Here is an 18,623-nt window from a genome sequence, read left to right on the forward strand (position 1 = left end):
GAAATGTTCATGTTTTTTTGCTTTTAGGATTTATTCATGTTATGGTAACTAAGTAATACTTTGATATGTGACTAGGTAGTTATCTAGATAATTTAAGATACTTTTTCTTACACGTCATTTTTTATTACAAAATAAACACAGTTGATGTGTAATTGGAGGTACTTTCTATGAATAAAGGTACAGTAAAATGGTTTAATGCAGACAAAGGTTTTGGTTTCATCACTGGAGAAGATGGAAATGATGTTTTCGCACATTTCTCAGCTATCCAAGGAGACGGATTCAAATCTTTAGACGAAGGTCAAGCAGTAACGTTTGACGTTGAAGAAGGCCAACGCGGCTTACAAGCTTCAAACATCGTTAAAGACTAATAATTGTTTATTGACGGATGACTAAGGAGATCGGAAACGGTCTTCTTTTTTTATAATATTTGAAGGAGGATATTCAAATGGCGAACACCTATGGATTCAAATCTCCAAAGCCCTCATTTTTAGGGGAGCGCTTCTCAATTGGACAAGAAGTATATTTCGAATATAAAAAGGAAACACAACTAGGAATTGTGAAGAATAAATTAAACAATTCAGCGATCGTTAAAATCATCAAAAGTGAAACAGAAGATTTCATTGATTTTACAACGGTTGTTAGTTATGGAGAACTAGTCGATCCTGAAAATAATTTTTAAATCAGCGGATAAAACAACGACCTTAGCGAATAAGCTAAGGTCGTTTTTAATCGTCAAAAAATTCGATGACTCCGATGGTGCCATTTCCTCGGAAAAGAATGCGATAATTTTTATAGGATAATCCATCCTCATACATCCGGGCATAGACTTTCACGGCATGCTCTAAGGAATCCTTATTGATCCCCAAATAATCGGCGCATTCCCAAACGGTAGAGAAACGTTCTTTGTAACAGTCAATGATGTCTTGGGGAGATACCACCAAAGTTGCTCCGACATCACGGGCTTTTTGTTCTTGTTTGCGTTTTTCCTTGGTATCCTGGGGTGTAATATCACCGGAACTAGTCAAGTAGTGGGCGATCTCCTCCGCGACTGTATCGGTCAATTCTTCAGAGGTTTGGCGTGGATTCAAATAGACATGGTTGTCGATATACAATCCTTTTTGTCCATCTGGCATAGCTGGATCAAAAATATAATTGATTCCTGGAAAATGAGCCATTAATTTTTCTGCTTTATCCATCCAATCAATCCTTCTTTGCGTGTTTCTGCTTAATAAAATCAATATAGCTCAAAATATCTTCCATTTGTTCCTCAGTCACTTCATCATCAATATGAGCCGCGACAGTCATCTGTTTGGTGGAAAAAGAAGACTTTTGTTCTCGTCCGTGCAAGTAATCTAAAGTCACATTAAAAAAATCAGCGATCCTATTTTGCATCTCTATATCGGGCGTTCGTTTTCCTTGTTCATAGGAAGCGTAAGTCGTTTTAGCGACCCCTAATTCTTTAGCCATGTCCATCTGAGTTAGGTGAGGTGTTCTTTTTCTTAATTTTTTTAATTGTTGTGCAAACATAGTCCCACTCCCTTCTTCCCTATAATACCACGAAATGTCGTAGATTTTCTATAAAAAACAGACGATATGTCGACAAAATGATTTACATAGTACGCGTAATGTATTACCATTAATCTACAAAAAAGAATTTTACGTTGGTTCAGAGGAAATTTAGTATTAAAAATAATTTACTATTTCTCTGATACTTCAAGTAATAGTTATTTTAAGGAGGAAGGACCATGGAAAAATGGAAGAAGGATTATTTAAAAGGCATTTTGCAGGATTATCCTAAAATGGAAGACTACTATTTAGAAAGAAAAGAAAAACTGCTCTTCCGTAGTAAAGAGACTCATCAACACTCAAATAAAGAGACCAAAGATAAAAAGCTGTTAATTTCTATCTCTTTAGACCGTCAGCTGATTAATTTAGAGCGAAACCAAAAGATCATTTCAATGTGTTTAGAGACGGCAACTGAAGAAACAAGAGAAATCATCGAACGCTTGTATATGTCCAATAAGCAAAAAGGAACGCTCGACTTAGTCGCAGATCAAGTCTTTTTAAGCAAGCGGCAAGTGATTCGACTGCGTGATGCCTTTTTCGAAGAGCTAGCTGAACATCTAGGAATTTGATGTCTTTTTTTTGGCAACAAAACGAACATAAGTTCGTATATAGTTTAGATAGATCAAACAGGAAGGGGTGAAATGTATGAAGAAACGAAGGTATAAGTAAAAGATTAAGGCGAATAAGAAGTAGCAATTTTAAGGGGTCGGAAGGATTTTTGGTAGATAGTTTTTCTATTTTCAGGTGTTAAATGGTGCGTTTTCAGTGTGGATAGAGAATTTCGAAATCACGTATAGATTCAATTGTTCTTCTGAATGACCAAGAAGTAATGAACAAGAAAACAGAATAATTTTAGGAAGCTGGTGAAGCATGGATAATTTTATTTCAACGTTTCTCAATAATCCTGAAAGCATCGGATTTCCAGTGCTTTTTGTCTTTCTCTTAGTATGGGTGATGAAACAAAACAATGCGCGAGAAGAACGCTATTTACACACGATCGACGAGTTGACGGAATCACTCAAGCAAGTAGAGAGAATTGAGACAACGGTCAATCATATTAATGAGAGGATAGGAGAACATGGATAAGGTTTTGACACATATTTTGGCGACAGGGGTTAGTTTTTCACTTTATTACAGATAAACAAGATAAAGGAGGGAATTTTAATGGGTGACATCAATAAAATGATTCAATGGATGAAGGATCGAGAAGGTAAAGTAGTTTATGAACAAGTCAGACCGTGGGGAACAGGAACCCCACCAAGGTATGATTGTTCTGCTGCTGTCATTTCTGCTTTAAGAGCAGGCGGTTTTTTGGACAATAGCGGAGGAAATTACGGAAATACAGAAACATTATATGGATTAGAAGGTAGTTTATTAATTCCAATCTCCAAAGAACAAGTAGGTAAAGGTGATATTTTCGTTTCAGGTCCTAAAGGCTCGTCCACGGGAAATAACGGACATACAGGGATTTTTCTTGATAATCAAACAATTATTCACGCTACAAAGTATTTACCTTATGGCATTAATGGGATTGTAACGTCTGCAGCGGAAGGTTGGTTAGGCGGGCCGCCAGTTTATTATTATCGGTTAAAAGGCGGAAATGCAGCAGGAGACGGTGCCACTAAAGGCGATGTTCAACCGCAATGTTTTATAGAAATGAATAATGGAATTTCATGGTTTGATGGAAAAAGAAGACACAATCTTCCAAATAAAGACTGTCAGGAAATCGTAAATCGAATTTATCGTGAAAATAATGGTAAAGACATGCCAACCATGAAAATGAAAGGTGCTGATGAAGCTTGGCTAGTAAGGCTAGACCAAGCAATTAATGCTAAACCGTAAAAATGAAAGGAGTGAATTGTATTGGGACAAAGAGAAGTAGCAAAACAAGTTTGGGATTTTTTAGTTTCTCGTGGTTGGACTAAACAGTCCGTAGCTGGGATATTAGGAAATATTCAAAGTGAAAGTAGTTTAAATCCTGATATCTGGTCTGGAGATGGGGGATATGGTTTGGTCCAATGGACACCAGGATCAAAATTAATTGATTGGTGTAATAGTCTTGGAATGAATTACAAAACTGTAGATGCTCAGTGCCAACGTATTCAATTTGAAATGGAGAATGGGCTTCAATGGTTCAGTAATCCGCAACGACCAGATCTAAGTTATATTTCATTTCGGGATTTTACAAAATTGACGGATGTAAAAAAAGCAGCAGAATATTTTATTGCTTTTTATGAACATCCCGCAAATCCCAACCAACCAGTTCGAGCAACACAAGCGCAATATTGGTACGATCAGTTTAAAAATGAAGGGAATACAACAAGTCAAGGAGGAATTGAAATGCAAGCATTAATTACGATTGGACAAGGAACAAAAAAAGGAATTAGCTGGTTTGATGGACAAAAAAGACATAACCTACCACATGCAGACTGTGCAACTATCTTGAATGAGGTTTATCACAAAAATACTGGAAAATATATGCCAAACATTGATTTATCTGGAGATAAAGAAGCGTGGCTAGTTCGTTTGGATCAAGCCATTAATGCGGGTTCTTAATAGTAAAAGCCACTTCAAACTTGAAGTGGCTTTTTTCTATATTTACGTAAATGCTATTAACTTCTCTCCGCCGCCACAATCAGCATCATTGGTCGCCGCATTTCGTCTTTCATCCCTGGGATGTCCATCATATTTTCAGGGGGCATCGGTTCGACGATGCGCTTGATTTGAAAGCCATTGGTTAACAGATTATCTAAATAAGTCGTCAGCGTCCGATGGTATTTTGTCACATCGCTACCGAGAAAATGCGCAGTTCGCTGTCCTTCGTAAAAATAATTATCGACAGGGAAGTGCAGAATGGTACCTTTGTCATCATAAACCCAATCTTGTGAACCTTCAGCAGTAAAGATTGGATGCTCGACTGAAAAAACGAATTGTCCGCTTGGGACTAACCATTTCGCAATGTTTTTTGTGAGCTTTTCAAAATTGGCAATATAATGAATCGCTAGTGAGCTGATCACAACATCAAAACTTTCCGGTTCAAAGGTGACTTCATCAATACTGGCATGAAGATAAGTAATAGTATCGAAAGTATTCTTTTCACGAGCCACGGCAAGCATTTTTTCAGAAAGATCTACGCCTACTACAGAGGCAGCCCCATGCTCAGCGGCATAAAGGCAATGCCATCCATAGCCGCAGCCAAGATCCAATACCCGCTTTCCTTTAAAATCAGGCAGCAGCTCTTTTAATGTCTGCCACTCACCGGCACCATCTAGTCCCTGCTGGCTGCGATTCATTTGGCTGTAGCTTTCAAAAAATTTCTCATTATCATAAATATTAGTCATCGTAATTCCTCCATGTAATTTTTAATGATCTTAAACTACATGGAGTCCATCTCTTTTGTGTGCAATCATTTTTTATTCCTCGCTTTCTAAATTTCGTTCATCCAATAAGTGCGGTCGATTGGTTCGACAAAAATCTCAAATTGGATGGACTCGCTTTCAATAATATGAGTGATCCCATGGACCAGCAAAAATTTCTCTGGTTCCTTCAATTGTAAGGTATCGCCCACCTGAGGGATCAAAGTAAGATCGATTGTCCGCTCTTCTTTGCGGGTGAGGATATTCTTTAAGTTGGCTTTATACATGTCCTTTCCTCCAATTGCACTGTGTGTCAACATACCTAGTTTAACACACAAAAGCCAGAGAAAAAGAGGGATTTTTATTTAAACCAGGGTATTTTTAGGTATCGTTACTAAGCAAAAAAAAAGACCGGCCCCAAAAGGCAACGGTCCGCAAGTGAAAAAACAAATTCTATAAAGGATGGGTAATACCCGCTTATAACTATAATTGGAAAAGGCTTTCTTTGCAACTTTTTTGCTCAAAAAAAGGCCGCCGCAGGGCAACGACGGCCGGAGTCCTGGGAAGGAACTCGGATAAACAAATGAACTACTGTAACCTTAACGGATTGGCAAAAGAGATACAAGAAAAATGCTCACAATAGAAAAAATAGTTTGGATTTTTAGACGTTCCTGTATGTAAGAATCTTTTCTTGTTTGGATCAGTAGAAAAAAGGTGATTTCGTTTCACAGTTTTCTTGTTTTCCTTTATACTTAAATAAAGGAGGCGGTTACAATGCTTGATAACTACAAAAATATTTTAGTAGCAATTGATGGGTCTGAGCATTCAGAACATGCTTTTGCTAAAGCAGTTGAAGCGGCTAAACGCCATGATGCTAAGTTGAATGTTATTTCAATCATTAATGACAGTGAACTCTCCACAAGCGCGTTTTCTTTCAGTAAAATTTACGCGGCAGAAAAAGAACAAGTTGAAAAAGAACTATTGAAAAAAGTACATGATGCCTCTCGCAAAGAATTTGAAAATATTGAACCATTTGTTGATTTAGGCAGTCCAAAGGAGAAAATCGTTGAATTTGCAAAGGACAATGATGTAGATATGATTTACCTTGGAGCTACGGGAAAAGGAGAAATCAGTTTATCACGCATAGGCTCTACTGCGGCGTATGTTGTGAACCATGCCCCATGTAGTGTGACGGTGATTCGATAATTGAAGTAAGGAGCGGATAGTATGATTGGTAGATATAAAAATATTATGGTGGCTGTTGACGGATCGGATCAGTCTGAGGGTGCTTTCTTTGAAGCAATCGGTGCGGCTCGACGAAATGAGGCCAAATTGTATGTTGTCCAAGTCATTGATGATTCCAGTATTTTAATGAGCAGTGCCCAGCCGATGGATGATATCCTAGCTGAAGAAACACAACGGGCAAAACAATACCTAGAGAAGCTGGCTGAACGGGGACGTTATCAAAATATGGAGCTCGTTCAATATATCGGAAATCCTAAAAAAGCGTTGACGGAAGAATTGCCGAAACAATATGGAATTGATTTAATTTATGTTGGAGCTACTGGTAAAGGTCGTTTCCAACGGTTACTAGTAGGATCTACCAGTGGGTATATCGTGAATCATGCACCTTGTAACGTAATGGTGGTAAGATAAAGAAGGGGTTTTGGTGAGACAATCACTCATCAAAACCCTTTTTGAATTGTTCTTTTAGTAAAGTGTAACGATTCATATCTCGTAATTTGCCAAAAAGCAAAGCATCCTGAGGTTCTGTACTGGTTTTAATGAATCCGGCTCTTTGTGCCACGCGATTACTAGGTTCATTTTCTGTGTCAACGCAGATGATCAGTTTATTTAGCCCATATTCTTCAAAGGCAAGTGTGCAAATTGCCTGTACACTTTTTGTAACAATTCCCCGCTTCGAATATGAAGAGTGTAGCCAATAGCCAATTTCTCCCTTACCGACTTTTTTATCAATGCCGTGAATATCAATGCAGCCGCAAATTATTTGGTCATAAAGGATAAAAAAGAGATACTCCGTCTCTTCCGCATAACCATGAAGCTTCAATTTAATAAAATCTTTTTCGTCTTTGATAGATTTAGTCTCAGCGATGACATCTATGAAGGCCTCGATATGTGGTCGATCTGATTCAATCAATGAAAAAAGTTCTTCCGCAGCATCAAGCTGAGGAAAAGCCAAGGCAACATGTTCATCAATTGAATAGGTAAAAGCGTTCATAACCAACACCTCCGAAATTTCTTTCGTCGACTATACCAAGATGTCTATTGAAAGTCAAAAAAGCACCTACCGTGGATTCACAGCAGGTGCTTTTAACGCAATTTCGCGTCTTCCATTGAAGAGTCACTCCTTGTTCGTATGAAGGAATTCATTTTTTGAGAAAAAATGAGTCTTATTCTCAACCCGTATGTCATTTCACTAATCAATCTAAAGCTTGAAGTGAAACTGAAATCCTTGTTCGTATGAAGGAAATTCTATTTTGTTTTTTGCAATTCTTGTACCGCTTTTTCAATCGTTACACCGGTTGCTACGTGATTCTTATCGTTTTTATCAAAAACGATAAAAAGATTTAAATCAGTATTCAATGTGACACGGTATTGCATATTTTTGTTATCGAATGTCATAGTCATTCTCCTTTCTTGTAGTGACGAAAGGCAACGATCACGTTGATAACGAAATTCCAATGATTACTATAGCACAGAGTTAATTAGTTTTACTAATAAAAAGTTCGTAAATGCTGTAAAAGGCAATGAATTTATCAAATCCTTAAAGTGTGTTTTTTTAATAAGATAAAAAAGTATTAAACTAGTTTTAGTTTAAGGGTTTTTCTTTGGTGCATTTCCTAATAAACCGTATAATTTCCGATGGACTATTAATGTTAGGTGATGGCATGAAGAAAAAGAGAATAATAATACTGGTGTTTTTTATCGCATTACTTGGAGGGATTATCTACTTTGCTAAAGGAAAAAATGAACTGACAGAGCTCATTGAACAGCCACAGCAAAAAAATAAAGTGGTTCTCAATGTTCCTTTGGAAAGTCAGTTTGATGGAGAGGCGTTGGAAAATGGCTGTGAGGTGACGGCGTTATCTATGCTATTGCGCTATTACGGCTATGAGACGAATAAAAATGAACTAGCTGATGAATTAGATTATCAACCGCTTTATACAGAATCAGGAAATCACGGAAATCCTCATCTAGGCTTTGTCGGAGATATTACGGGAGGCGATGAAGCAATGGGTGTTGCGGTTGAGCCTATAGCGAAGTTGGCAAAGGAATATGTAAGCGATGATTATCGCGTGGTGTCTAGTGAGAAGACACCCTTTGATAAACTCATTAATGTTGTTGCCAGCGGGAAACCTGTGTGGATTGTTGCGACGGTGGATTTTCAAGTTCCCAAGGACGATGACTGGCTGCTGTGGGAGACTGATCAAGGGAGTATGTATGTCACACCACTGATTCATTCTGCGGTTATCACAGGTTTTGATCGTGAGAAAGAAATTGTCTATGTAAATGATCCTTATGGGTATCAGAACCGCGAAGTTGATTGGTCTGACCTAGAAGATATTTACAAAGAATCTGACCAGCAATCCCTTTATCTAGAAAAAATATAAACTTTTTACCACTTCGATGCATTTTGAAGTGGTTTTTTATTGTTTTTGAAAAAAGCCAAACCCACAAATCATTGTTTTACAACAATCTTTTGGTTTGAAAAAGTGCTTACAAATCTTTTTCTGGTTGCTATACTGGAACAAAGGGGGAAGGCACAATGAAAGAACGCTATTATAATATTCTAGCTGCAGTCGATGGTTCACCACAATCGCACCAGGCATTAATGGAAGCAGTTGAAGCCGCACGTAGAAATAATGCACGTTTGTACATCGCACGGGTTGTCAATACTACGGGATTGCTAATAAATAGCGCGACGCCTGTTTCCCAGATTATCGAAGAAGAAAAGCGTGTCGCAATTAAGCAGCTGGAAGAAGAAGTGGCTGGGATTGATTACTATAATAAGCAAATGGTTACCTGTGTCGGGAGTCCTAAGAAGGCTCTTTGTTTTGAATTGCCTGAAATCTATAAGATCGATTTAATTTATATGGGGGCAACAGGAAAAGGAGCAATTGAACGTAGATTGGTCGGTTCTACGACAGATTATGTGGTGAATAATGCACCATGTAATGTCATGGTGGTTAAATAGTAGACATCGGCTGCCAGCAGAATACTGCTGGTTTTTCCTTGACCTCACAAGTTGAGGACGTTTAAAAAACCAAAGTATTGTATGAATGAACCGATAAATAGTAAGAAGGGATCAGATGGAGTATACGATCAAAGAGGTAGCGGAAATCTCAGAGCTCAGCATTCGCACGTTACTATTTTATGAAAAGCGAGGCTTGCTAATGCCTGCTGATTTAGACGGGGCAGGTTATCGGAGATATGCAGAAAAAGAGATGGATAAGCTGCAGCAGATTTTATTGTACCAATCGGCGGGTGTTCCTTTGAGAGTGATCAAGAATCTGGTGGATCGGCCAGCTGAAAGAATTCTAGAGACCTTGTTAGAGCAAAGAGCTAAAGTGGTGGAAAAACAAGAAGAATTGGCTCGTTTGTTGCAAGCTTTTGATAATACACTGCTTTATTATAAAGGGGAAATCAAGATGATGAACAAAGAAAGATTTGGAACACTTCAACACAAATCGTTAATAGAAAATGAAGAGAACTATGGAGAAGAGATCCGGGAAAGCTATGGAGGAGTAGCGGTGGAAAGTTCTAATCAGAACTGGCTAGAAATGAGTGACTTTGATTATTTAAAGATGGATGATATTGAAAATCAACTGTTCGATAAGTTATCTCGATACATAAAAGAAGGGGGCGTGCCTAGTTCACTAGCAGAGGAGATTTTTTCTTTACATAGATTGTGGCTGCAATATAGTTGGGAAAAATATACAAAGGAAGCCCATCGAAGTTTAAGTGAGTTGTATCTTAGTGATGAGCATTTCACCGATTACTATGATGAGAAATGCGGATTGGGTGCAACAGAAGCGTTATGTGAGATTATTCAATATTATACGAAATAAAAGGATTGAGGAGTTTTTCGGAGCCACTGATAAAGTACCCTAGTTTCTACAAAAAATCAGATTAATGAACGGAAAAAGCCCGATGATCAGCCTACAAAGTTGATCATCGGGCGTTCTTTATTATTTTTCTTCCGCTTTTTCATCAATCAGCTTAACGATTCGTTTTAAATTAGTGACAAAGAGCGTACTGGCTCCTTGAAGCATCATGCCCTCAATGTCTTTAGACCAAGAAACATTGTAGCCATGTCTGTTTTTGATTTCACTATTCTTTCCTTCAATCATATAACGCATACGGTAACGTTTTTGGAACGCTTCCGTTTCCTGAAATGTCTGTTGGTCGCTATGTGCTTTGGATTGAATCGTCACACTGTACGTTTTACTTTTTGCCCCTTCTTTATAACAGTCTTCATTCAATGGACAAGCTTGGCACTTTTTTACATCAAAATAGAAGGTCAATCGTTGGTTTTCTCCTTGATTTTTCTTTCCTTGAACAGCTTTTCGAAAGGCCAATTGTCCATTGGGACAGACGTACATTCCAGCGTCCTTATTATATTCCCACTCCTGTTCGGGATCTCGTGTGCCATTTGAAATCACTGGATGAAGTTTTGAATAAAGTTTAATTTTTTCTTCTGCTGTAAAAAGTAAGTTGGCTTTTCCTGAATACGCTGTATCACCGATAACTTCCTTCACATCAATTCCGTTCGCACGTGATTTTTCAACTAATTCTTTTAAATATGGGCCGTCTCCAACATCCCCACCAGTCACACTTGCGGCTGCGATAATTCGTTCTTCGGTGATAGCCAGATGGGTTTTATAGCCGAAAAATTCTGTTTCCACGGTTTTATGTCCAACCTTTGCGGACGTATCGTGAGAATAGACTTCATATTCTTGGCAATCTTCAACCGTTTCTTTTAACTGATTGACTGACTCCGCGACTGCAGGTATGACGGACCATTCTGGATGTTCCTCAATTGCTTTTAAGAGCGTCTTTACATAGTCTTTTTCTGCTTGGTACTCGTTTTTTTGATTTTTTTCAGGCATGATCTGTTTCGCTTCAGGTTTTACTGTATAAATCGCTTTGCGCACCTTTTTTGAATAAGAACGTAAGAGCTCTATTGCGGATTTTTTATTAAATCTAGAAGCGGTATGTGTGGCATCTACAATAATTCCTTTGCTTTTGATAATCTCTTTTTCGATCGCGAGCTGAACGGTTTTGTTCAATAAGAGATCTAGTAAATTTGAATCGTTCAAGCGTTGTCGTCTAAATTTCGTCAGTAGACTTGGATCAATAACCTCGTCTTCTGGAGCTAAGCCAAGAAAATATTTGTAGGCCATGTCTGTTTTACTGCGAGCAACGAGATCCACATCAGACGCGGGAAACATCGCTTTTAACATCAAATATTTGAATAACTTAATCGGATCATAGGCATTGCGACCATCGTTTAAACAATATTTATTTTCTAGTTCCTCGTAAACAAAAGAAAAGTCAACTAACTCATTGAACCGACGCAAAATATGATCGGCTGGGATGAGTAAATCATAAAGATCACTATATGGACTAAGTTTGGTTTGAACCATTTGTTTAAGCATGAAATCGCCCCCCCTAGATACTTCTAATTATAAAGATATCTGGACAACGAATCACTATATAAAAGAAAAAATTGTCGAAAGAAAATGCCTGCATTCTCTTTCGACAATTTTTGTTATTGAACTTTATCAGTGGCTCCGAGTTTTTCTCAATCCTTTTTTAATGCCAGTAAGCTCAAGGAACGCTGAGCTTCCATTGAAAATTGGTCTTCTTGTGCTAATAAATCTTTGCTTTGAGGAAAAGCGGAGAAGCAAATCAAACATTTCCATTGGATTAGTGGATCGTGGTCATAAGAATTTTTTATCTGCAGAAGACGCTGATAGTTTTGTGCTGTTGCCAAAGCGGGATGGTAGAAGGCCATATACCCGATGGCATCAATCAGCTCGCTTAATTTTAAAGGCGGAAGTTCTTCAGCTGAAGCTAACAAAACCGGAAACAGCTCAGGGTTCATTCGTCCTAACGACCGAGCCATCAAATCCCTTAGTAAAGGAAAGGATTTCTTTTTGGAAGGAGCAATGGGGATGCGGTGCTGATTCTTCCCAATTTTTCCAAGAAAGCCGATCATTTTGAGTGCGGTAGAGCTATCGCCGCCTTCCAATTTTTCTGTCATTGCTAAGCGGGTGTACAAGGCTGTTTCAGTCATTAATGAATGTAGAAGAATGTCTGTTGTTTCACAATCAAGGGGTAAAAGTTTGGCTGCGATTGTTCGATCGCAAGCATCTTGAGAGTGGAGCATAGAGATCAACGTCTCGCGTGAATTTGTTTTATGATTGAATAGGTCATTCCCTTCTATTCAACCTCGCTGCTTACGCTGCAAATAATTGTCCATAGAGCCCCTCCTTTTTAGAAAGTATACCAAAAAATAAAAAAGAAATTTTGTGTTTTAATTCACAAAATTATTGATTTCTATTATTAGCTATGCTATCATCAAAAAAAAGAAGAGGTGATGGGAATGAAAAAAGTAGTTGCAAATCCAATGGAGTTAAGAAATGCCATTCGTTGTGAGAAACAAAATATTTCAATCACAGGCGGCTTTGCTAAGATGATGCAGCCGATAGCGACACAACAGGCAGCGGATGTAGAAGCAATGGAGCTGCCCACATTTATGAAATTGGCTTTAGATCCTGCGACCATGAAGACATTAGCTACCGCATACAAGGTCGCTATGAAAAATGATTCAAAGGGTTTCGAATTAGAATACGTAAAGGTTTAATTTTTTTACCTACATTTGTGAAAAAAGTATCAAACTGATTGAAGGTTCATAAAAATAGCGATAAAAAAGATTTTTTAATGTTTGGAAATAGCACTATTTAAGTAAAATAATCTTTTTAATAATCGTATTCTGACATAATTAAAAAAAAAGACACTTTTGTGGAATGAAATTATTTAGTCAGATTCAGAATAAATTTAAAAATGTTAAAAAAACAATTCAAAAAAACACCAAAAAGAAGGACAAATCTGTTAAAATATGAGTATGAGGAAGACCTCTCTCAATCTTTCTTAGCTAGTTTTATTTGACTAGCATCCCCTTTAAGCACCTTGGTGATCAAGGTGCTTTTTTTTGAGCCAATAAAAGGAGATAAGGAAATTCCTTGATATTTATAGATGAAAAGGCTTACAATTAAATTGTATAAAGAATAAAGGGGGGCTTATTATGAAAGAATCATACAAAAAGATACTAGTTGCGGTGGATTCATCGGACCAAGCACGTCGAGCTTTTCAAGAGGCAATTGAAGTTACTCGTAGAAATGACGCGCATTTGTATATTTTGATCGTGTCAGATACCAATCATTTAGGCGCCGAGCCATATGCGGTTGAACACATCGTTAAAGAAGCAAGGAAAGCAGCTGGTGCAACGATCGAATCCTTAGAGGAGCTGATTCCAGAAGATATTTCCTATACATCGATTATTGATGATGGGAACCCAAAAGCCAAAATTGTCGCGTACGCTGAAGAGAAGAAGATTGACTTGATTCTGATGGGGGCGACAGGAACGGGAACATTTTCGCGCTTGTTGCTAGGATCAACAACGGCTTATGTAGTCAATAATGCACCATGCAATGTTATGGTCGTTCGTTAATAGAAAAGAAAGCCAGCACATGATATGCGCTGGCTTTTAGCTTGCTGTTTGGTAGGTTTGAAAATCATTCATGAGTTTTGTTTTTCCTAACACGGCGTATTTTGCAATGATTAATTGTCCGCGAGCATTTCGTTTACCCAGGACAAGAATCTTCATACCGTTTTCGACATCCGCAAGAAAATTCAGTGAGTGAGCCGCGATTAAGCAATGGGTGTTTTCTAGCTGAAAATAGACCAAAGGCTGCTGTGAAAATTGAATGATTTTTAGTTTTGATACGGTTCCTTTAAGAGATTCCATTTTCCTTCCTCCTCGTATGGATACCTTTGAAAACGAGCTCATCGTTCTTACGCTCAAACTGAAAATAAATATCTTTTTTGCGGCCGGTTTTTTTAGCAGGGATAACAAAGTAATCACGATTTTCTTCATCCATCTTAGCAGTAATTTGGCTCAAAAATAATGCTAACGGCAGGGAGTCTTTTACTAGAGAATCATAGGTTCGATAAAAAATTTCAACAGAATCTGGACTAATCATAGACATGGTCATCACCTCAAAATCATTATACGAACATTTGTTCGCAAAGTAAAGTAGTATGCGACTATTTTTCAAAATAAAATACGCAAAAAGAAAAGTATTTCTGCACAGGACGATGCTTGATAAAATAAAAATATCTGCTGTTTAGCAGTCAGTACGGATGAACATGAAAAGATATTTAAGATGGAGTTGACTATGAGAATAGAAAAAAATACCGACCAATCGATTTGGCAAGGGTGTTTAACCTTCATCCCAATACGATAAGACTTTATGAAAAACAAGGGTTTCTATCTTTGTCAAAACGAGATAAAAATGGCCATCGCCTTTTTTCCGACCTGCATGTCTTGCAGGTAAAAATATGTCGATGTATTTTTGGCTACTCGTTTACAAATAGAAAGATTCGAGACGCTGGAAATAAGGTTATGTGGGCCTCTGGAAAAAAACAATGGCAGTCAGGGAAAGAATATGCAATTGACTATTTGAAGATTATCGAAAATGAATACAAACTTGCTCAAAGAACTGCTGATATTCTACATCATTGGGCAACAGATAAAAATGAAGGGCCCCTCACGTCTAAACAAGATCATCTTTCTAGAAAAGAAGCGGCAGAATTGTTTGGGGTTACCGTAGAAACAGTGAGAAATTGGGAGCGGAATCGTTTGATAAAAGCAAGTGTTACTGGAAATTTAGGAGAAATACGCTATGACGATGAAGAATTAGAAAAGATGACTGTTATCTACATGCTACGTCAAGCTGGTTACAGTATCACGGCGATTCAGAAAAGTATTATGCTGTATGAACAAGGACGAGGAGAACAAGTTTTGAAAGCTCTGAATGAGCCGGTCGATCAAAAGGAGATTCCTACTGAAGATCGGTGGCATTTTGAATTGTCTGTCGGAGATCGGTGGCAAACGGAGCTAAAAAAAATATTGGCAGCCGCAGAAAAGATTCCAGCAATTTTTGATGAGCTTTCTACCTTATAACTGCCTTACAGTTGTACACCACCCCTTTCTGATTCAGTTATTCTATTGTAGAGAAAGATTTCTCTAATACGAATAAAGGGGATGGAAAAATGATCAACAAATGGATGAGTAGGATAGCAAAGGAGCGACCTGTAGGCACAACAATAAATAATCGAATACTTGAACAACTTGAAGGGCTGTTTCAGAAGATGGCTTATGAGGTGAAATCCCTTCCTTTTCCTTGCTTTACTTGGCATAAAAGTCATTCATTTATAGTAGTAGATGGGAAGAAGTATCCGGTAATGCCTAGTCCCTTTTCGAGATTCTACAGAGATGAAGCGGAATGGGGAACGGCCGGATCGCTTAAAGAGCTGAAAAGTCTTGATTGTCGAAAAAAAATAGTGTTTCTTCATAGTCAATTAACCAAGGCATCTTTACAACCAAAAGATTATCCTTTTTATTATCCTAATGAACACAAAGAACTAATTGATGCGTTAGAAGATAGTGGAGTAGCCGCGATCGTTGCAGTGACTGGAGAACATCCTATATATGGCTTAAAGCCCTTTTACTTATTTGAAGATGGCAATTTTAAAGTTCCATCCGCCTATATTTCATACGAAGAATGGAAAAAAATGAAGCCCGTGTTTAAAAGTAATTCGCTTAAACTGGTCATTGATTCTCACATTGAGCAAGTAAGAAGTCGCCAACTCATTGCACAGAAAGAGGCGAAAAATGCGAAGGGGAATATCCTAGTTTGTGCACATATGGATAGCAAGTATGAGACTCCCGGTGCACTTGATAACGCTGCGGGTTTAGTGATGATGATGCAGACCATGGAATTATTGAAGAAAGAAAACTTAAACTATGCTATTGATTTTGTTCCATTTAATAGTGAGGAATATTACGAAGCAACTGGTGAATTAATCTATTTAAATGATTGTAAACGGAAAAACAAAGAGTTTGCGCTTGTTATCAATATAGACAGCGTCGGACATGTTGGATCGGGAATTGCTTTATCCACCTGTAATATGGACAGCAGGTTCGCGGCTATTTTGGAAAAGCTTTGTGATGACCATCCCATGGTAGCAAAAGGGCAGGAATGGGGACCATGCCATCTATGCGTTCAAGGGTGTAGCAAGTCTAGCAGTGACCTCTCAGGATTTCTTTTCGGGGGGCTTAAAGAGGACACATACTCCAAAAGATATAAAAGATACGGTAGATTACGAGACGCTTGCGCTCGGCGCAAGGTTCATCGCGAAGTTGTTGCGGGCACTTTAGGACAGTTAGCGAATACAGAACGAAGAGGTACAGTTGTTCAATTTTGCTGTTTCGCCACATAAATTTTATCAATAGATTCATTTAAATAGAAAAAAGAGCGCAAGCCAAAAAAGAAGGCAGACGATCAAAAGTAAACGATAGATTTTGTGTCGAGGTTGGCGATAGAGCCAAGCATAGATTTTCTTCATATCAGTAATCCTTCTATTCAACGTTTCTAACAGAAAAACTGTTACCAAATCCTACCCCATTGAAGAAAAGAAGTAAAGGGTGACAAATTAAAAATACGTGAAAGCATGAAAGACATAATAAAAAAATAAATAATACAGTCGGAAATACTGATTGAAATAAGTGTTTATAATGAATTTAATAAAGTTGAGAAGTTGGACAAAACTGAATTATTGTAGCTTATTTACAGGAAGATGGGGGTTTTCTGTTAAAAGTCTTAATTTTATTGTGTCAATTAAATAAGAATTTTATACATAAAAAAAATAATTTGTGAAAATTATCTCAAATTTGTTTTTTTAGTGGTATTATAATCCTCCAGAAAGACTAACTATATAGAGTCAAGTAAAAATTAGCCAAATCAAAAAATATTTTATAACAGATAATTCCGAAAAAAGGGTACAACAAATAAGCTTCTTACCATTAGTTTTTTTGAATGTTCAATAGCTAATCAGAAACAATTATATAAGGCTCGTTTTTAGTCAAAATAGCATGAATCACGTAACAAAGCTTACGAGAAACCGCACCTAAGGCAGTTAGATGATGTTTTCCTTCGGAAACTTTTTTCTGGTAAAACGCACTAAAAACAGGATCACATTGAGAAGCTACTAAAGCCGCCGAAAACAAGGCTTTTCGCAAATATGGAGACCCTCGTTTACTCATAACATTATGCGTTGCCTCATATTGCCCTGATTGTGTCACGGAAGCGTCTATCCCAGCGTAAGCAACGAGTTTTTTCGGGTTAGAAAATTTTTGAATATCTCCGATCTCACCAAGAATAGTCGCACCGTTTATAGGACCAATTCCAGGAATTGTGAGAATAACAGAATTTAAAGTGTCCATTATGTGCTTGATTTCTCTTTCCGTTTCCTTTATTTGGCTTTCAATGAATTTTAATTGTTCAATCATTGAACGTAGTTGGAAGGTGAACGCTTCTTGAGCAAATTTTACTCCAAAGGAGTTAGAAGCTGCTTGCTTCAATTGGTCCGCTTTTTCTGCCTTGATTCGGTTCCTGCTTAACTCAGCTAAGTATTGGGCCAAAGTTTCTGAGGAAATGTTTTCTAAGTCGATCGGGGCACTAAACGCCAGCAATAACTCTTTAGAAGCTTTTCCGAAAACGCCCTGCTTGGTAAAAATCGTCGCGTATTCTGGAAAGACTTGATCCAATACGGCTATAATTTTTCTTTTGAAGTCGCTCGCTGTACCTACTAAATAAGTTCGGTAACGAGAAAGTTGTTTCAAAGAAAAAACATTTTCATCGGATAAGACCGTTTCGACAAATGAGCCATAGCGCATTAAGTCAGCAATCAAAACAGAATCAATAATATCGTTTTTTCGTTTCCGTATTTCTGTACCTTTACGCCATCCGTCTGTTTGAAGGGGATTCACAACGTGAATCAAATAATCTGATTCGTGAAGGTATGAAAAGATGGACAGCCAATAGTGCCCCGTGGCTTCCATCCCTATAACAAAGTCACTGGGTGCTCCGGAATAGTCGACCATTCGCTCAATTAATGACTCTGCTCCTTCAGTGGTGTTAGGAAATGAAAAACCTTTTAGTAATACCTTTCCTTCCTCGTTCATGATAGAAGCAACGTGAGTGCGTTTACCGATATCAATGCCTAAAAAGTACATGTATATCTGACCTTTCAAAAAAAGAATTTTGGATTGAAATCCACTCAACTGAAAAGCGTCACTACCTTGTACGAGATACGGAGTAAAGTAAGGACTTTCAACATCTAACTCATACGCAATCCACTTATCAGAGAGAGGAGCCAGTCTCTCGAGTGCGGGTTCAATGGCCCAAGGGGGGAACGGCTTAGCCTCTCAATCCAATAAATATATTATCTCAAAAGAAATGAGTTAATACCAAATTAAAATAACGATGGTTCATAGGGTTATCCAATCAAAACCGGAAGGTTAAAACCCTAACTCTAATATACAAGGGG

General features: G+C 37.9%; 26 protein-coding genes. 15 read left to right on the forward strand and 11 right to left on the reverse strand.

The genetic code is table 11. The features are described from left to right. Positions 1 to 167: 167 nt before the first annotated feature. Both J9537_RS18850 and J9537_RS18855 read left to right on the forward strand, forming a co-directional pair. Complete coding sequence (locus J9537_RS18850; protein ID WP_028020787.1) at positions 168 to 368, forward strand: cold-shock protein; 201 nt, start codon at positions 168 to 170, stop codon at positions 366 to 368. Between the two features lie 77 nt (positions 369 to 445). Further along, on the forward strand, positions 446 to 679 hold the full coding sequence (locus J9537_RS18855; protein ID WP_010743897.1) for a hypothetical protein: 234 nt from the start codon (positions 446 to 448) through the stop codon (positions 677 to 679). 46 nt (positions 680 to 725) lie between these two features. Here J9537_RS18855 and J9537_RS18860 read toward each other — a convergent pair whose 3' ends face one another. Together J9537_RS18860 and J9537_RS18865 are read right to left on the reverse strand one after the other, a co-directional pair. Beyond that, the gene (locus J9537_RS18860; RefSeq protein WP_028020786.1) at positions 726 to 1,196 is read right to left on the reverse strand and encodes an ImmA/IrrE family metallo-endopeptidase; all 471 of its coding nucleotides are present in this window, start codon (positions 1,194 to 1,196) and stop codon (positions 726 to 728) included. Between the two features lie 4 nt (positions 1,197 to 1,200). Continuing rightward, a complete protein-coding gene (locus J9537_RS18865; protein ID WP_028020785.1) occupies positions 1,201 to 1,527 on the reverse strand; it encodes a helix-turn-helix domain-containing protein in 327 nt (108 codons plus the stop codon). 218 nt (positions 1,528 to 1,745) lie between these two features. Here J9537_RS18865 and J9537_RS18870 point away from each other — a divergent pair, with 218 nt between their 5' ends. The 4 genes from J9537_RS18870 (at position 1,746) to J9537_RS18885 (ending at position 4,122) form a co-directional block, all read left to right on the forward strand. Beyond that, a complete protein-coding gene (locus tag J9537_RS18870; protein ID WP_028020784.1) occupies positions 1,746 to 2,135 on the forward strand; it encodes a RinA family phage transcriptional regulator in 390 nt (129 codons plus the stop codon). Positions 2,136 to 2,436: 301 nt separating this feature from the next. Further along, entirely contained in the window at positions 2,437 to 2,652 is a 216-nt protein-coding gene (locus J9537_RS18875; protein ID WP_010743893.1) for a BhlA/UviB family holin-like peptide, read from the forward strand. A gap of 78 nt (positions 2,653 to 2,730) precedes the next feature. After that, positions 2,731 to 3,408, forward strand: coding sequence for a peptidoglycan amidohydrolase family protein (locus J9537_RS18880; RefSeq protein WP_060789352.1), 678 nt, complete (start codon positions 2,731 to 2,733; stop codon positions 3,406 to 3,408). 21 nt (positions 3,409 to 3,429) lie between these two features. Further along, positions 3,430 to 4,122, forward strand: a complete 693-nt coding sequence (locus J9537_RS18885; RefSeq protein WP_028020783.1) for a phage tail tip lysozyme — start codon at positions 3,430 to 3,432, stop codon at positions 4,120 to 4,122. A gap of 56 nt (positions 4,123 to 4,178) precedes the next feature. Here the strand turns inward: J9537_RS18885 and J9537_RS18890 are convergent, their stop codons facing one another. Together J9537_RS18890 and J9537_RS18895 are read right to left on the reverse strand one after the other, a co-directional pair. After that, a complete protein-coding gene (locus J9537_RS18890; protein WP_028020782.1) occupies positions 4,179 to 4,907 on the reverse strand; it encodes a class I SAM-dependent methyltransferase in 729 nt (242 codons plus the stop codon). A gap of 86 nt (positions 4,908 to 4,993) precedes the next feature. Beyond that, positions 4,994 to 5,209 carry a hypothetical protein gene (locus J9537_RS18895; protein WP_028020781.1) on the reverse strand — a complete coding sequence of 72 codons (216 nt, stop codon included), beginning with the start codon at positions 5,207 to 5,209 and terminating at the stop codon, positions 4,994 to 4,996. Between the two features lie 487 nt (positions 5,210 to 5,696). On the opposite strand from J9537_RS18895, the gene J9537_RS18900 reads away from it, so the two are divergent. Both J9537_RS18900 and J9537_RS18905 read left to right on the forward strand, forming a co-directional pair. Next, entirely contained in the window at positions 5,697 to 6,128 is a 432-nt protein-coding gene (locus tag J9537_RS18900; RefSeq protein ID WP_028020780.1) for a universal stress protein, read from the forward strand. 21 nt (positions 6,129 to 6,149) lie between these two features. Next, positions 6,150 to 6,578, forward strand: coding sequence for a universal stress protein (locus tag J9537_RS18905; RefSeq protein ID WP_028020779.1), 429 nt, complete (start codon positions 6,150 to 6,152; stop codon positions 6,576 to 6,578). Between the two features lie 22 nt (positions 6,579 to 6,600). Here J9537_RS18905 and J9537_RS18910 read toward each other — a convergent pair whose 3' ends face one another. Then, positions 6,601 to 7,161, reverse strand: coding sequence for a GNAT family N-acetyltransferase (locus tag J9537_RS18910; RefSeq protein ID WP_028020778.1), 561 nt, complete (start codon positions 7,159 to 7,161; stop codon positions 6,601 to 6,603). Between the two features lie 254 nt (positions 7,162 to 7,415). After that, positions 7,416 to 7,565 (reverse strand): hypothetical protein, encoded by a 150-nt coding sequence (locus J9537_RS18915; RefSeq protein WP_010743885.1) that lies wholly within the window; start codon positions 7,563 to 7,565, stop codon positions 7,416 to 7,418. A 266-nt stretch (positions 7,566 to 7,831) separates the two neighbouring features. Between J9537_RS18915 and J9537_RS18920 the strand changes: the two genes are divergently transcribed. From J9537_RS18920 to J9537_RS18930, 3 genes are all read left to right on the forward strand, one after another. Then, complete coding sequence (locus tag J9537_RS18920; protein ID WP_028020777.1) at positions 7,832 to 8,554, forward strand: C39 family peptidase; 723 nt, start codon at positions 7,832 to 7,834, stop codon at positions 8,552 to 8,554. A gap of 155 nt (positions 8,555 to 8,709) precedes the next feature. Continuing rightward, the gene (locus J9537_RS18925) at positions 8,710 to 9,138 is read left to right on the forward strand and encodes a universal stress protein (protein ID WP_028020776.1); all 429 of its coding nucleotides are present in this window, start codon (positions 8,710 to 8,712) and stop codon (positions 9,136 to 9,138) included. 115 nt (positions 9,139 to 9,253) lie between these two features. Then, entirely contained in the window at positions 9,254 to 10,012 is a 759-nt protein-coding gene (locus tag J9537_RS18930; RefSeq protein WP_028020775.1) for a MerR family transcriptional regulator, read from the forward strand. Between the two features lie 120 nt (positions 10,013 to 10,132). Here J9537_RS18930 and J9537_RS18935 read toward each other — a convergent pair whose 3' ends face one another. Both J9537_RS18935 and J9537_RS18940 read right to left on the reverse strand, forming a co-directional pair. Beyond that, positions 10,133 to 11,602: an IS1182 family transposase gene (locus tag J9537_RS18935; protein WP_218257443.1), complete on the reverse strand. Its 1,470-nt coding sequence runs from the start codon at positions 11,600 to 11,602 to the stop codon at positions 10,133 to 10,135. A 146-nt stretch (positions 11,603 to 11,748) separates the two neighbouring features. Then, the gene (locus tag J9537_RS18940) at positions 11,749 to 12,336 is read right to left on the reverse strand and encodes a hypothetical protein (RefSeq protein ID WP_245001334.1); all 588 of its coding nucleotides are present in this window, start codon (positions 12,334 to 12,336) and stop codon (positions 11,749 to 11,751) included. Between the two features lie 216 nt (positions 12,337 to 12,552). On the opposite strand from J9537_RS18940, the gene J9537_RS18945 reads away from it, so the two are divergent. Both J9537_RS18945 and J9537_RS18950 read left to right on the forward strand, forming a co-directional pair. Beyond that, a complete protein-coding gene (locus tag J9537_RS18945) occupies positions 12,553 to 12,813 on the forward strand; it encodes a hypothetical protein (protein WP_028020895.1) in 261 nt (86 codons plus the stop codon). Positions 12,814 to 13,254: 441 nt separating this feature from the next. Beyond that, positions 13,255 to 13,680 (forward strand): universal stress protein, encoded by a 426-nt coding sequence (locus J9537_RS18950; protein ID WP_028020896.1) that lies wholly within the window; start codon positions 13,255 to 13,257, stop codon positions 13,678 to 13,680. Positions 13,681 to 13,716: 36 nt separating this feature from the next. Here J9537_RS18950 and J9537_RS18955 read toward each other — a convergent pair whose 3' ends face one another. Both J9537_RS18955 and J9537_RS18960 read right to left on the reverse strand, forming a co-directional pair. Next, complete coding sequence (locus J9537_RS18955; protein ID WP_010743878.1) at positions 13,717 to 13,977, reverse strand: hypothetical protein; 261 nt, start codon at positions 13,975 to 13,977, stop codon at positions 13,717 to 13,719. Beyond that, a complete protein-coding gene (locus J9537_RS18960) occupies positions 13,964 to 14,218 on the reverse strand; it encodes a DUF5960 family protein (RefSeq protein ID WP_028020897.1) in 255 nt (84 codons plus the stop codon). The genes J9537_RS18955 and J9537_RS18960 overlap by 14 nt, the downstream gene beginning before the upstream one ends. A 230-nt stretch (positions 14,219 to 14,448) precedes the next feature. Here J9537_RS18960 and J9537_RS18965 point away from each other — a divergent pair, with 230 nt between their 5' ends. Next, a complete protein-coding gene (locus J9537_RS18965; protein ID WP_245001335.1) occupies positions 14,449 to 15,195 on the forward strand; it encodes a MerR family transcriptional regulator in 747 nt (248 codons plus the stop codon). A gap of 89 nt (positions 15,196 to 15,284) precedes the next feature. Next, positions 15,285 to 16,514 (forward strand): M28 family peptidase, encoded by a 1,230-nt coding sequence (locus J9537_RS18970; protein ID WP_218257444.1) that lies wholly within the window; start codon positions 15,285 to 15,287, stop codon positions 16,512 to 16,514. A 607-nt stretch (positions 16,515 to 17,121) separates the two neighbouring features. Here J9537_RS18970 and J9537_RS18975 read toward each other — a convergent pair. Beyond that, a complete protein-coding gene (locus tag J9537_RS18975; RefSeq protein WP_002297293.1) occupies positions 17,122 to 18,309 on the reverse strand; it encodes an IS110 family RNA-guided transposase in 1,188 nt (395 codons plus the stop codon). Positions 18,310 to 18,623: the final 314 nt, after the last annotated feature.

Source organism: Enterococcus raffinosus (assembly GCF_019175485.1).
GTDB lineage: Bacteria > Bacillota > Bacilli > Lactobacillales > Enterococcaceae > Enterococcus_A > Enterococcus_A raffinosus.